We start from the raw sequence: 13,169 nt of genomic DNA on the forward strand, positions 1-13,169 counted from the left end.
CATGTCTGTGTTTCGCGTGCTCACTGTGGTCTCGCCTTTCCTACTGCATACGCGGTCACGGGTCCGGATCTCGGCCTGATCCGGCCGTCGGATCGTCGAGTGGCGCCGAGTGGCACCCTGGGCTTCGCTGATGGCCGCCGGTCCATCAGGGGCGTTGTCTCTCGCCGGGAGGCGAGCTCCGCACAAGTCGACGCGCCAGGCTCCGGAGTGTGCTCATACCGGCGAAGGCGGCGAACTCCGGCGGGACGAAGCCCAGATGCCGCAAGTGGTCCGCGAACTCGGGATAACGGTCAAGGTTGCCGCCGGACCGCACGTAGCAGAGATCAAGGTCCGGATTCCGTATGATCGGGCCCCGTTCCAGCACACGCCGGACCGCGACTTCTTCCACTGTCACCGCAGGTCGACGGAAGGAGGGGGTATGACCGTCTCCGCGCAGGAGCTCGCCATCCGCTCCGAGGATCTCGTACGACTGTGGGGCGATCAACAGCTCACCCAGGTCGATAGCAAGGAGCATCTCCTCGCGAAGGTCGAGATGGGTGAGCGTTGATTCGTTGTTGAGCGACACCTTCGCCACGAGCCCGGGAATCGGCGAATCCTCGGTCCGCTCGATCACGATCTTCGCGTCCACCACGCCGGGCATATCCAGGAGACGGCGTGTGATGGCCACGTTGTCGATCCATCGACGATCGAACTGACGGTTGGTACCCGCGTCCGGCCGGTGCAGCCCGACTTCGGCGGCAACGTCGTCTACGACGGAGTCCTGGCCTGCTGCTACCCGCTGCACGGTCCGTTCGATCCCTCTGAGCAGCGCCGCGCACTGATCCGGGGAGATCACGTCCGAGTCGCCGTGTACGGAGAGTCGGGCCGTGTGCGCGTCGACCCACCTGACGGACAGGCTGGCGCCGTACTCGTAGAAATCTTCCGCCGTCGTGACCGTGCTGATCTCCGGTAGCCCCGACGGGACGTCACCATCCGGTTCGTCCGCCCCGGTCAGAAGCGCCGTCCAGCCCTGCGGTGGCGGAACGAAGTTGAACGCCAGTTCGGGTGTCAGACAGACGCCTCGGCGATGCTGGGCATGGACCCGTTCCCGGAGCAGGTCGAACGGGTCGTACCTGCCGTACACGGGGTGTCCCTCGGACAGCGTCCGTTGGACGTCCGCGGTGGCGGACAGTACCGTCTGGGCCTCGAGCCGGAATGCGACCGGAACCCGCTGCGCTGTCGCGCACAGCGTACGGCGGAGGTCGACGTGGTGGCGATTGTCGACCGACACATTGATCGAGCAGGAGTCACTCTCGCTGAGCCAGCACGTCAGCTGTGCGAACGCCGAGAGGATCAGCGCGGACGGCAGAAGCCCGGTGGTGGTGATGACCCGGGAGAAAAGCCTGTCAGCGCCGGGCAAGGTCAGCGTGCAGCGGAAGTAGCGGCCTTTTCCGGTGCCGGGGGATGCGCGACGCGGGTGGGCTCTCGCGGGCGCGTCCGAGAAGTGTCGTCGTAGGTAGGCGGCAGCGGCCTGACGTTCCGCGTCACCGGCGGGGTTCGACTCCAGGCCGGCCGCCTCCCGGGGCTGCCACCCAGCATGTCCTCGGAGGACGTCGTCTTCCGGAACCCCCTCCAATGCGCCCTGTGGGCGCAGAGACCGCGCAACCTCCTCGTCCAACACCCGGTGGAAGCCCGCGTCGATGGCGACATTGTCGGCGACGAAGGCCAACCAGTGCCGGTCCGAACGTCGCAACAGGATGAACTCCACCAAGAGCTCACCCAGCCGCCCGTGCCGGTTGAGCCTGAACTCCTCGACCAGTTCCGAGAGGCGGTGCAGGACATCGCGGTCAACGTCGAGCTGGACCACCCGAGGGGGTGCGCCCAGCGCGTGTACGGCCTGACACCACTCCCCGTCCACCGTCTCGATGGACGTGCGCAGGATCTCGAAGCGGGCCTGCAACGTGCTGACCAGTGAGCGTGCCTCGTCCTCGGTCGACGCCGGCAGCGGCCACAGTCCCTGGGCAAGCCCCTTCTCCAGGTGCCATTGGAACTTCTGTGCCCTGGTCATGGGCGCGGTGGCGATGACGTCCTCGTTCACGGGTCCAGCTCCGTTCGAAGTACGGGTGACATAGTCGGGACATGTGGCGCACCGGGCTGGGCCTCGGCGCGGCACGGACGCGGCGGAACTGGTGGGCCGCTCCCCGGTGAGGCGACCGGAACCGGGCGCGCCCCGGTCGGTATGGGCAGGAAGGGGCCACGTACGCGGAGCTCGCTCCTCCACGCGACTAACGTGCGAAGTCGTCCTCACGCAGGGACAACCGGAGCCGGATGTCCTCCAGGCTGTCCAGGGGGACCGGAGAGGCGGTCCACGGCCGGTGCAGACGATCCGCCTCGGTTCGGGGGACCAGGTGGACGTGCAGGTGGAAGACATCCTGCCAACCCGTGTCGCGATTGGCCTGGAAGAGGGTCATCCCCGCCGGTTGCAACACGTCCCCGATGCGTTGGGCCATGCGATGTACGGTTCGTCCGACAGCGGCCCAGTCGTCCGGCGCTATCTCCCACAGGTCTCTGGCGTGTGCCTTCGGAATCACGAGTGTGTGTCCGGGGGCCACCGCGGTGATGTCCAGGAACGCGAGAGTCGCCTCGTCCTCGAAGACGATCGCCGAGCGCAGCGTTCCCGCCACAATGGAACAGAAGACGCACTGCTCGTTCTGAGCGCTGTGTGGCATGGCGTCAACCGCCCAAGCGGCGGTTCTGCCGCGTCGCCAGGTTCGCCGACAGGTCGTTGAGTGCCTTTGCGGTGGCCGACAGCGGGAAGCGTGCGCTGTTCGCCCTGCCGGCCTCACGGAGTTCGTCGAGGAGGTTCGGAGAGGCCCGCAGCCGGCCCACTAGTGCTGCGAGGGCTCCGGGCGAGTGGAAGTCGACACTTAGGGCGCTGTCCGACAGCACCTCGGAAAGTCCGGGCACCGCTTGGTAAGCGACAGGAAGTCCGCATGCCTGGGCCTCCACCGCCACCAGACCGAATGCCTCGAGCGTGACCGACGGGACGATGAGCAGGTCTTGCCGGGCGAACTCCCGCCACAACGCCGGTCGGGCAAACCAGCCGAGATACCGGGCCGCCGTGAGATCGCATCTCGTGCTGAGTTCGGCGTACTCGTGCAGCGGAGCCGCAACGGAGAGCTCGACACCGGGCTGCGCCGCGAGCGTGATCAGTACGGAGGAGGTGGTCTTCTCGCCGGTGAGTCGTCCGGCGTACAGGATCCTCAGCTGGCCGGATGCCGCAGGCACCGGTTCGGGAGGGGAAGCTAGCAGGGCGTCATCGATGCCCCATGGAATGTGGACGACGTGAGGCGCGTCCGCCAGTCGTCCGAGCCGGTCGGCCATCGCGGTGGTCGGAACGACGACCACGCGTGCGGACGCCACGGTGGAGCGGAGCACCTCGGCTTGGGTGGGGTGAGTCTCGGCGAACAGGAGGTCGGTCCCGTGGACGATCGCCACGTGCGGGATGTCCGGGAACGCCCGCAGGAGCGCCGGGGTGGCACCGAAGGTCAGGTGTTGCAGGTGTGCCACGTCGTAGTGTTCGGTGCCGAACCGGGCCTTGACCGCGAGCGTCAGTCGGTCGGTGTAGGTGTGGAAGCCTGCGCCGTCGAGCGTCTTGCCGTCCACCGACAGGAGGACCGGGCCACCTGGGGGCTCTACCGTGTTGCGATCGGGCGTCGCCAGCATGAACACGTCCGACGCGATGCGTGGTGACGCCCCGAGATAGAGGTCCTTGAGTAGTTCGACGCTGCCGCCGGGAGCGCCGAGGGGAAGATCGAGCCCCGTGATGACTCTCATTGCATTTCCTCGTACAGCCGGGAGGTGTCGATCCCGGTGCTCGACGTGTATTTCAGGCCCATGTCCTGATAGCTGGCGAATGCGCCCGACGTCTTCAGGAAGACGATCTTCCCGAATGTCATTCGAGGGTAGACGCGTACCCGGCGCACCGTGCAAATTTCAAGCGTCCACCGAATCGCGTGGCCGATGTGTCCCAACGGGGCAGAGACGTGCACCCATACCCCCAGGGCGCCGACGGTGCGGTCCCCGTTGAGGAACTGCGCGTAGCGCTCGGAATGTGTGCGCTCGTGGGTGACGCCCAGATAGAGATTCCCGGGAATCAACTCCATTCCCTCTGGTGGAATGGTGTGCTCCACGAAATTCGACGGACGCGCGGCGTCGAGGTCGGAGTCGCACATCCGAATGCTTTCGCCGAGACTCCAGTCATATGCGTTGGGAGAGATCCTGGCGGGGTCGAATGGTTCGATGGCAATGTCGCCGACCGTGACCGCATGCTCGATCTGGGGACCGGTGAGAATCATTTTGTCACCAGCCGGTCGTGCCAGTACCGCGACTCCTGGGGTCCGCTCGACCGTTGGTACTTGCCACTGTAGAGCTCGATGTCCCCCGAGGATTCGAAGAACATGATCTGGCCGATCTTCATCCCGGGGTACACGCGGAGAGGCCGCACGGGCGAAAGCATCAGCGTCCATTGACCGTGGAACCCGATATCGCCGATGGGGGCGGTGATCTCGACGAAGAGTCCGAGCCGCCCGACGGAGGAGCGGCCGAACAGCAGCGGGACGTAGTAGTCGGAGCCAACCTCCTCCATGGTGTGGCCCAGGTAGAGCTCACCCGGACGGAGCACGAAGCCGCCGGCGTCCATCACGATCTCGCTGGTCGGGTTCGGTTTGTAGGCGTCGATCGTGCCCGGATCGTAGGTGAGGAGCGTCGTGCCGAGTCGGATGTTGTAGCTGTTCGGGTTCAGCTGTTCAGGCTCGAACGGCGAGATCACGATCCTGCCGGTAGCCGCCGAGGCCGCGATCTTCGGGCCGGTGAGGATCATCGGGATACCGCCGTCACGCCGTCGGCGAACCGGTTCCGTCCAGAGGCGGCCTTCGGCGGACGGCTGCGGCACGCCCCCGCGTCGGCCGCAGCGGCGAGGTGGTGCCCGTACGGTCGGCTCGATGCCGAGCAGGTGTACGCGATGGTGGCGGGCGGTCCCGGAGCGTGGAGTGACAGGCGGTGGTCCGGCCGCGTCCCGGACCTGGGGGAGAAATGGCGGACGACTGCTGGCCGGGTTGAGGAACGGCTGAATGACATGGCGTCAACTGCCTCACTTTCGAGGAGTGGTGATATGCGCGTTAGGTAGAAGCTTCAAATTCGTTCGCGGTGGATCAACGACATAGGCGGCAGACCTCCCGTCGCCGGGAGTTTGGTCGGCCGGTTCAGCGCTGGAATATCGTTTCTGATTGCTGAGAGAAGGTGCGCTGTCAGGTGCGAGGTGGGACCCTGTCGACGTTTCGTTCTCGCGGAGCACAGATCGCGGGATGTGGGGCGGACGGCGTCCACGATGGCTGGATTGCCATCGTCGGGGCACATGATGGACCTTCGCTGCCGACCTGCTCAGCGCCGGACTGTTTGCCGGTGCTCCGGCATTCGCTGGAGAAGAGCGGCTACGAACGAAAGGTACACGGTGGTGGCGTGGAGCGCTGCCCCGATACATTGAATTCCGGGAATGGTTTTGTCGTCCTGGGTGGCGGCCCGCCTAGCGGCACTTGGCAACGCTCTTCCGGCCCCGCTAGGCGGCGCACGGCGGCACACCGTGCGAGCGCCGGTTGGCGCGCGGTCAGGAGAGTGTGGCTGCCGTGCGCTCGGGCTCGACCTGGCCGTTGCGCGGTGTCCGGGTGACCCAGGCGGTGACAGGTCTCGTCACCGCCGCGCAGACGAGGAACAGCCCGGCGATCACCCACCAGCCCCAGCCGCCCGTGGAGATGCCCAGATAGGTCAGAGCGACCGGTCCGATCATCTGGCCGATTCCGCCGACGGTGCTGAAGGCGCCTTCGTACGCACCCCGTTGGTCAGGCGGCGGGACCTCCGTGGCGAACAGCCATTCTGCGGCTGAAGACCACAACTCGGTCGCGGTGAGTAGTGCGACGCTCGTTGCGAGAACCGCGATCGTGACCCAGCCGCGGGTAAGCCCGCTCAGTGCGAGCATCGGACACGCCGCGGCAGTGCACAGCGCCGCCAGGCGCAACAGGCGGGTGGAGCCGGCGACCGTGTCGGCGGTCCGCGTGGCCCGGACCTGTAGTAGGACGGCCATGACGGTGTTGAGTGCGAACAGCCCGCCGAGAACGGGTTTGGGCACATCGGTATGGGTGATCGCCCACAGCGGAAGAACCTCGTTGAGGATCATCCCGTGCCACGCGAGGGCGGCGAAGACGACGGAGAGGCCTAGGTACGGCCGGTCGGTGAGGACGCGCCACGGGCTGGTGCGTTCCCGCTTCTCGGGGCGCGCGACGATGACCGTGGCCATTCGGGAGACGAAGTACGCGTTGCTCGCGAGGCCCACCACGTTGACCATCACCATCGCGATCAGTGCGGCGTTGGAGTCGAATGCCAAGGCCACGGCGCCGAATCCGGTTCCGATCGTGAAGCCGATGTTGAAGAACGCGCGCATGAAGGCCATCGACCGCACGCGGTCCTCTGTGGGCAGAGCGGCGGCGATGTACACGAGTCGGCCAGAGCTGGCCAGGCAGTCGGCGATCGCGCAGCCGACCATGATCGCGAGGAATGACCAGAAGCCCCGTGCCAGGGGGAAGCAGGCGAAACAGATGGCTTCCACTCCGGCGCCGAGCACCCAGGCTCGCTTGCCACCGAGTCGGTCGGCCAGGTGCCCGAGCGGCAGGGAGCCCAGTAGGCGCACCAGGCCGACCAGGGAGAACCCGAGGCCGATCTGCATGGGGCTGAGGTGCACGACATGGGTGAAGAACACCACGCTGCCAGTGAGGAACGTGCCGACTCCGATCGCCATCAGGGCCGACTGGAGCGCGAGTGAACGCGCGAGGCGACCCGGTGGCGTTATCAGAGTGAAGATTGATTTGACCCCCGTCATTGCCCAATCCAAGCAGACGGACAGATCGATCCGCAACCCCGTCTGGCGGGGAACGAGCGGCCGGACGATGTCGGGGTCCGGTGTGGACGTGTTCTCCGTGATGCCCGTCCGTCCGGGATCACGGCGGGCGGTGAGAAGCTCCGGATTCGGGTTGGCGGTGTCGTCGGCCGGCCGTGTCGGAGGTGTCGACCGATGTCCCAGACGGTGGCCGCGCGGACGCGGGCGGGACGCCGACGCGGTGGCCAGACCGGGTGCACGGATGCCCGTGCGGCAGGCGTGGTAGCAGGGCCGGTGGGCTGCGTGACGAAGCCACCAGGGGTGCGCGTCAGCGGCACCGCGGCCGACAGCGCACGGCCAGGGTCACGCAGGTACCGGAGCGGGGGTGACTACGCTGTCCGTCAGCGTGTTCGACTCGGACATCGAGGACGGCGTGGCCATCCCGCGCGGGCTGGCCGACGCTCTGGAGCGCTCGGGAACTGGGGAGTAGTTAGTGGAGATCTGGCAGGCCATTGTCCTCGGGATCATCGAGGGGTTCACGGAGTTCCTGCCGGTGTCCTCCACGGGGCACCTCACCATCGCCGAGAAGCTGATGGGCATGAAGGTGGACGACCCGGCGGTCACGGCGTACACGGCGGTCATCCAGATCGGCGCGATCGCGGCGGCGATCCTGTACTTCCGCAAGGACATCGCGCGGATCGTCGTCGGGCTGGCCAAGGGGATCGCGAACAAGGACAAGCGCGGCTTCGACTACCGGTTCGGCTGGTACGTCATCGCCGGCTCGCTGCCGATCGCGGTCGTCGGGCTGCTCGGCAAGCCGCTGATCAAGGGCCCGCTGCGCAGCCTGTGGTTCGTGGCCGGCGCGCTGATCGTGTGGAGCGCGGTGATGTGGTTCGCCGAGCGGGTCGGCCCGCAGCAGCGCGGCGAGAAGGAGGTCACCCTCAAGGACGTGCTGGTGATCGGGTTCATGCAGTGCATCGCCCTGGTGCCCGGGGTGTCGCGGTCGGGGGCCACGATCTCCGCCGGCCTGCTGCGCGACCTCGACCGGGTCACGGCCACCCGGCTGTCGTTCTTCCTGGGCATCCCCGCCCTCACCGCCGCCGGGCTCTACGAACTCAAGGACGCCCTGGACGGCAGCATCGGGGCCGGGCCGCTGATCGTGGGCACCGTGGTCAGCTTCGTCGTGGGGTACGCGTCGATCGCCTGGCTGCTCAAGTTCGTGGCCAAACACTCGATCACGACCTTCGTCGGGTACCGGGTGCTGCTCGGCCTCGGCATCATCGGCCTCCTGGTCGCGGGCACGATCACGGCGACCTGACCGGGCGCGCCCCCGACGGCACGGACCTCCGCTCCGGCGGGTGTCCGTGCCGTCGCCGTTTCGGCCGCCGCGCCGGTCGGGTCCGCCGTGCCGGCCACCGACGGCCCGGCGGGTTCGGGCCCCGCGTCGGCCAGCGCGGAGCTGTCCGCTTCGCGTACCCATCGGATGGTTTGTCGTTTGTGAGGGATGGTGGAAAACGCTCCCGCCGGCACGGGGCCCCGAGCCACACTGGGCCGGGGTCAGTGTGCCCGGCGTGGTCCCAAAGTGCGCCGGCCGCTGCGTTGTCAGGCGCGGGCGGGTGACCGCGGGGGTGTGACGGCTCGTCCGGCCGTCACACCCGCCCGCGTTAGAATTCCGTTTCGTGCCCACAGTCCTGCTTCTCCGCCACGGGCGGAGCACCGCCAACACCGCTGGCATCCTCGCGGGTGACCTTCCGGTGCCGCTCGACGAGCTCGGCGAGCGGCAGGTCGCGGCCGTCGCCGCCCGGCTCGCCGCCGTGCCCCTCGCCGCGGTCGTCACCAGTCCCGTCCGGCGCTGCCGGCAGACCGCCGAGGCGGTGCTCGCCGCGCGCGACGCCGAGGGCGAGAAACCGCTGATCGACGCCCGGTTCGCCGAGGCCGGCTACGGCGACTGGACCGGCCGGCCCATCAGCGAGCTCGCCGAGGACCCGATGTGGCGGGTGGTGCAGCGGCACCCGAGCGCGGCGGTGTTCCCCGGCGGGGAGTCCATGGCCGCCATGGCCGCCCGGTGCGTCGCCGCCACCCGGGACTGGGACGCCAAGATCGGCGCGGAGCACGGCCCCGACGCCGTGTGGGTCGCGTGCAGCCACGCCGACGTGATCAAGGCCGTGACGGCGGACGCGCTGGGCCTGCACCTCGACCAGTTCCAGCGGATCGTGGTCGAGCCGGCGTCGCTGACGGTCATCCGGTACACGGAGACCCGGCCCTTTCTGCTGAGGGTGAACGACGTGGGGGGCGACCTGTCCGGATTGGTGCCGACCGACCCGGCCGAGGCGACAACCTCAGACGCCGTCGTGGGCGGCGGCGCGGGTAGGGTCACTACATGAGCGAGCGCAACGACCGCGGTGAGGTGGCGCCGTGACCCACCAGGTGTACGCCTTCGAACCCCCGGACCGGTTCGTCGCCGGCACGGTCGGGGTCCCCGGCGACCGGACGTTCTTCCTCCAGGCCCGCGGCGGCGGCCGACTCGTCAGCGTAGCGCTGGAGAAGATGCAGGTCTCCCTGCTCGCCGACAAGCTCGAGGAACTGCTCGACGAGGTCCGGCTCCGGTTCGGCGTGGAGGCCCCCGCCGGCCAGCCCAGCGACAACGGCCCCCTCGACACCCCCGTGGACGAGGAGTTCCGGGTCGGCACCCTCGGCCTGGCCTGGGACACCGACTCGACCACAGTGGTCATCGAGGCCGTGGAGGCCAGCGAGGCGGAGACGGAGGAGACCGAGGAGGGCGAGCCCGACGCGACCCTCGACCGGCTCCGGGTCCGGATCAGCCCGGCCGCCACCCGGCAGTTCATCGACCGGGCCCGCAGGCTCGTCGCGGCCGGCCGCCCGCCGTGCCCGCTGTGCGGCCAGCCCCTCGACCCCGCCGGCCACCTGTGCCCCCGGCACAACGGCTACCACCGCACGTCTTGAACCTCGACCCCGACGCCGCCCTCGAGCTCCTCACCCACGGGGAACTGGAACTCGAGGGCCGCCTCGTCGACGCCTCCAACGCCACCCTGCGCGCGTTCGTCACGCACGCCGGGGTGACCGCGCGGTGCGTGTACAAGCCGGTGAAGGGCGAGCGGCCGCTGTGGGACTTCCCGGACGGCACCCTGGCGGGGCGCGAGGTCGCCGCGTACCTGGTCAGCGAGGCCACCGGCTGGGGTTCCGTGCCGCCCACGGTGCTGCGCGACGGGCCGTACGGGGCCGGCTCCTGCCAGCTGTGGATCGACGCCGTCGAGCCGCCCCTCGTCGACTTCGCCCGCGAGCTCCCCGAGGGCTGGCACGCGATCGCCTCCGCCGAGGGCGGGCTCCTCGGGCACGCCGACGAGCCGGGGCTGGCCCGGATCGCCGCGTACGACGGGATCGTCAACAACGCCGACCGCAAGGGCAGCCACCTGCTCCGCGACGCCGACCAGCACGTGTACGGCATCGACCACGGGGTGTGCTTCCACGCCGAGGACAAGCTGCGCACCGTGCTGTGGGGCTGGGCCGGCCAGGAGCTGCCGGGCGAGGTGACCGGGGTGCTCGGGCACCTGAGGGTGGCCCTGGAACGGGAGCTGGGGGTGGCGCTCGCCGGGCACCTGACCCGGGTCGAGGTGGACGCGGTCGGGTTCCGGATCGACCGGCTGCTGGCGACCGGGGCGTTCCCGGAGCCGAGCGACCGGTGGCCGCCGCTGCCGTTCCCGGCGCTGTAGGTCCGCTCGGGGCGTCGCCCTGTGCCACGCGGCGGTGGACCCCGGGCGGTCGCACCCGCCACGCGGGGCCGCCGTGCCGGACGCGGGGCCCCGGCACCAGCCCCCTGACCTGTGATCCACCCGACCCCGCCGTGCGCTCCGTCGATCACCGCGACCCGACCCCGGCTGGATAGGCTGGCGGGATGGAATCCTGGTTGGCACCCTCCCTGCCCACGCTTCCCGGCTCGGGCCGCCCCGTCGCGCTGTACGACTCGTCGACGGGCGCCGTACGTCCCACCTCCCCGACCGGGGCGGCGAAGATGTACGTGTGCGGCATCACCCCGTACGACGCGGCCCACCTCGGCCACGCCGCCACCATGATCAGCTTCGACCTGATCAACCGGCTGTGGCGCGACGCCGGACATGTGGTCGAGTACGTCTCGAACGTGACCGACATCGACGATCCCCTCCTGGAGCGGGCCACCCGCGACAAGCAGGACTGGATCGTCCTCGGCATGCTGGAGACGGCCCTGTTCCGCGAGGACATGGAGGCGCTGCGGATCCTCCCGCCCGACCACTACGTCGGCGCGGTCGAGTCGATCCCGGAGATCGTCAACCACATCGAGCGCCTCGTCGCCTCGGGGGCCGGCTACGTGCTCGACGACGGCACCGGCGACGTGTACTTCGACATCACCAGGGCCCCCGCCTTCGGCTACGAGTCCCGGCTGGACCGCGAGGCCATGCTCGGCTTCTTCGCCGAGCGCGGCGGCGACCCGGACCGGGCCGGCAAGCGGGACGCCCTGGACGCGCTGCTGTGGCGCGGCGCGCGCGAGGGCGAGCCGTCCTGGGACGGGCACTCCCTCGGCGCGGGCCGCCCCGGCTGGCACATCGAGTGCGCCGTGATCGCCCTCGGGCTGCTGGGCGAGCGGATCGACGTGCAGGGCGGCGGCAACGACCTGCTGTTCCCGCACCACGAGATGTCCAGCGCGCACGCCGAGTGTCTGACCGGCGCGCACCCGTTCGCCGGGCACTACACGCACGCGGGCATGATCGGCCTCGACGGCGAGAAGATGAGCAAGAGCAAGGGCAACCTGGTGTTCGTGTCGAAGCTGCGCGGCACCGGCGTCGACCCGATGGCGATCCGCCTGGCGCTGCTCGCCGAGCACTACCGCACGGACCGGCAGTGGACCGACGAGGTGGGCAAGGCCGGCCAGCTCCGGCTCGACCGGTGGCGCGAGGCGGCGGCCCGCCCGGTGGCGCTGTCGGGCCAGGCCCTGGTGGCGACGCTCCGCGACCGGCTGACCGACGACCTGGACACCCCGGGCGCGCTGGCGGCGGTGGACGCGTGGGCGGAGGCGACCCTGGCGGGCGAGGGCAACGACCCGGCCGCCCCGGCGCTGGTCAGGGACGCGGTCGACGCGCTGCTGGGCATCGAGCTGTAGGTACCCCCGGATGATGCGTCTGACCTTGGAAGTTCAAGGTCAGACGCATTTTCTGTGTACGCCGGGCGCCCGGCCCGGCGCGCGGCGGCACCCCCGAGCGTTACTCCACGCCCCAGAGCCAGCCGCGCCCGTTGCAGGCCCGGCACCGTGCGGGCCGCAGGACGGTGGTCAGCTCGCCGGGGGCCAGTGGAGTGCCCAGCACGGGCCCGACGATCGCCCGGGGGATGTCGACCAGGCCGTCGTCGCAGCCGGCGGTGCAGCGCACGGGCTGGCAGCCGTTCGGCGGTCGGGTGATGTCGTGATCATCCTGGAGGGCGCCCATGGTTCTGGAGCCTACCCCCGATCCGCCGTCCGTCCGTTACACCCGCGACGTCCGGAAAGTCCGGTGGCGGATCGGGGATCCGCTCCGGCATTGTTGCGGACATGTGGCGGAACCTGAGGCGTGTGGTGACCCCGAGGCGGCTGCTCGTGCTGGCCCTCGCGGGGCTGGTCGGTGGCGGTGCGACGGTCGGCGGCGCGGTCGCCGTGGTGTCGTGGGCGGCCGGCGGCCAGGTCTACGACGCGGCGTCGGTGCCGAACCGGCCGGTCGCGATCGTGCTCGGCGCGCAGGTGAACCCGGACGGCCAGCCCTCCGACTTCCTCCGGGCCCGGCTCCAGCTGGCCCTGGACCTGTTCCAGGCCGGGAAGGTGCGCGCGATCCTGGTGTCCGGCGACGACGGGCAGCCCGAGTACAACGAGGTCGACCCGATGCGCGCCTGGCTCATCGAGCACGGGGTGCCGCAGGCCAAGGTGAACGGCGACCACGCCGGCTTCGACACGTACCAGTCGTGTGTCCGGGCCAGAAAGGTCTTCGGGGTGACGTCGGCGACCGTGGTCACGCAGGGCTTCCACGTCACCCGCGCGGTGGCGCTGTGCCGCCAGCAGGGCATCGACGCGGTCGGGGTCGGCGACGACTCGATGCGCAAGTGGCCGAAGCCCTGGTACACGGGCGCGGCCCGCGACAAGGTGGCCTGCGTGAAGGCCGTGCTGGAGATCGTCGGCTGGCCCGATCCGCGTTTCCTGGGCAAACATGAGACAGCGGTGGAGGACTCCCTCCGGCTAGATTGACCG

13 protein-coding genes are annotated in these 13,169 nt (G+C 69.5%); 6 read left to right on the plus strand and 7 right to left on the minus strand.

Annotated features, from left to right (window positions below; translation table 11 throughout):
- Nucleotides 1-145: 145 nt before the first annotated feature.
- The 6 genes from AB0M43_RS21710 to AB0M43_RS21735 all read right to left on the minus strand — a co-directional run bounded on the left by AB0M43_RS21710 (nucleotide 146) and on the right by AB0M43_RS21735 (nucleotide 6,829).
- Complete coding sequence (locus tag AB0M43_RS21710) at nucleotides 146-2,077, minus strand: hypothetical protein (protein WP_363727352.1); 1,932 nt, start codon at nucleotides 2,075-2,077, stop codon at nucleotides 146-148.
- Between the two features lie 187 nt (nucleotides 2,078-2,264).
- Nucleotides 2,265-2,708: an HIT domain-containing protein gene (locus AB0M43_RS21715; protein ID WP_363727354.1), complete on the minus strand. Its 444-nt coding sequence runs from the start codon at nucleotides 2,706-2,708 to the stop codon at nucleotides 2,265-2,267.
- 4 nt (nucleotides 2,709-2,712) lie between these two features.
- Nucleotides 2,713-3,816, minus strand: a complete 1,104-nt coding sequence (locus AB0M43_RS21720; protein WP_363727356.1) for a glycosyltransferase family 4 protein — start codon at nucleotides 3,814-3,816, stop codon at nucleotides 2,713-2,715.
- Nucleotides 3,813-4,337: a deoxycytidine triphosphate deaminase gene (locus AB0M43_RS21725; RefSeq protein WP_363727358.1), complete on the minus strand. Its 525-nt coding sequence runs from the start codon at nucleotides 4,335-4,337 to the stop codon at nucleotides 3,813-3,815. The genes AB0M43_RS21720 and AB0M43_RS21725 overlap by 4 nt, the downstream gene beginning before the upstream one ends.
- A complete protein-coding gene (gene dcd / locus AB0M43_RS21730; protein ID WP_363727360.1) occupies nucleotides 4,334-4,861 on the minus strand; it encodes a dCTP deaminase in 528 nt (175 codons plus the stop codon). The genes AB0M43_RS21725 and dcd overlap by 4 nt, the downstream gene beginning before the upstream one ends.
- A 783-nt stretch (nucleotides 4,862-5,644) precedes the next feature.
- Nucleotides 5,645-6,829, minus strand: a complete 1,185-nt coding sequence (locus AB0M43_RS21735) for an MFS transporter (RefSeq protein ID WP_363727362.1) — start codon at nucleotides 6,827-6,829, stop codon at nucleotides 5,645-5,647.
- A 571-nt stretch (nucleotides 6,830-7,400) separates the two neighbouring features.
- Here AB0M43_RS21735 and AB0M43_RS21740 point away from each other — a divergent pair.
- The 5 genes from AB0M43_RS21740 (at nucleotide 7,401) to mshC (ending at nucleotide 12,059) form a co-directional block, all read left to right on the plus strand.
- A complete protein-coding gene (locus AB0M43_RS21740; protein ID WP_363727364.1) occupies nucleotides 7,401-8,225 on the plus strand; it encodes an undecaprenyl-diphosphate phosphatase in 825 nt (274 codons plus the stop codon).
- A gap of 361 nt (nucleotides 8,226-8,586) precedes the next feature.
- Complete coding sequence (locus tag AB0M43_RS21745; RefSeq protein WP_363727366.1) at nucleotides 8,587-9,291, plus strand: MSMEG_4193 family putative phosphomutase; 705 nt, start codon at nucleotides 8,587-8,589, stop codon at nucleotides 9,289-9,291.
- 31 nt (nucleotides 9,292-9,322) lie between these two features.
- Complete coding sequence (locus tag AB0M43_RS21750) at nucleotides 9,323-9,871, plus strand: DUF3090 domain-containing protein (protein ID WP_363727368.1); 549 nt, start codon at nucleotides 9,323-9,325, stop codon at nucleotides 9,869-9,871.
- Nucleotides 9,868-10,638 carry an SCO1664 family protein gene (locus tag AB0M43_RS21755; protein WP_363727369.1) on the plus strand — a complete coding sequence of 257 codons (771 nt, stop codon included), beginning with the start codon at nucleotides 9,868-9,870 and terminating at the stop codon, nucleotides 10,636-10,638. Before AB0M43_RS21750 ends, AB0M43_RS21755 begins: the two co-directional genes overlap by 4 nt.
- Before the next feature lie 182 nt (nucleotides 10,639-10,820).
- Entirely contained in the window at nucleotides 10,821-12,059 is a 1,239-nt protein-coding gene (gene mshC, locus AB0M43_RS21760) for a cysteine--1-D-myo-inosityl 2-amino-2-deoxy-alpha-D-glucopyranoside ligase (RefSeq protein WP_363727371.1), read from the plus strand.
- A gap of 100 nt (nucleotides 12,060-12,159) precedes the next feature.
- Here mshC and AB0M43_RS21765 read toward each other — a convergent pair whose 3' ends face one another.
- Nucleotides 12,160-12,381: a hypothetical protein gene (locus AB0M43_RS21765; protein ID WP_197007996.1), complete on the minus strand. Its 222-nt coding sequence runs from the start codon at nucleotides 12,379-12,381 to the stop codon at nucleotides 12,160-12,162.
- 122 nt (nucleotides 12,382-12,503) lie between these two features.
- On the opposite strand from AB0M43_RS21765, the gene AB0M43_RS21770 reads away from it, so the two are divergent.
- Nucleotides 12,504-13,166, plus strand: coding sequence for an ElyC/SanA/YdcF family protein (locus AB0M43_RS21770; RefSeq protein ID WP_363727373.1), 663 nt, complete (start codon nucleotides 12,504-12,506; stop codon nucleotides 13,164-13,166).
- Nucleotides 13,167-13,169 lie beyond the last annotated feature (3 nt).

This window comes from Longispora sp. NPDC051575, assembly GCF_040681875.1.
In the GTDB taxonomy this organism is placed as follows: Bacteria; Actinomycetota; Actinomycetes; order Mycobacteriales; family Micromonosporaceae; genus Longispora.

What these genes read in the sequence shown, in the direction of transcription:
- mshC (WP_363727371.1), top strand. Translation starts at nt 10,821, where the DNA reads ATGGAATCCTGGTTGGCACCCTCCCTGCCCACGCTTCCCGGCTCGGGC.
- AB0M43_RS21725 (WP_363727358.1), bottom strand. Translation starts at nt 4,337, where the DNA reads ATGATTCTCACCGGTCCCCAGATCGAGCATGCGGTCACGGTCGGCGAC.
- dcd (WP_363727360.1), bottom strand. Translation starts at nt 4,861, where the DNA reads ATGATCCTCACCGGCCCGAAGATCGCGGCCTCGGCGGCTACCGGCAGG.
- AB0M43_RS21735 (WP_363727362.1), bottom strand. Translation starts at nt 6,829, where the DNA reads ATGGCGATCGGAGTCGGCACGTTCCTCACTGGCAGCGTGGTGTTCTTC.
- AB0M43_RS21720 (WP_363727356.1), bottom strand. Translation starts at nt 3,816, where the DNA reads ATGAGAGTCATCACGGGGCTCGATCTTCCCCTCGGCGCTCCCGGCGGC.
- AB0M43_RS21765 (WP_197007996.1), bottom strand. Translation starts at nt 12,381, where the DNA reads ATGGGCGCCCTCCAGGATGATCACGACATCACCCGACCGCCGAACGGC.
- AB0M43_RS21715 (WP_363727354.1), bottom strand. Translation starts at nt 2,708, where the DNA reads ATGCCACACAGCGCTCAGAACGAGCAGTGCGTCTTCTGTTCCATTGTG.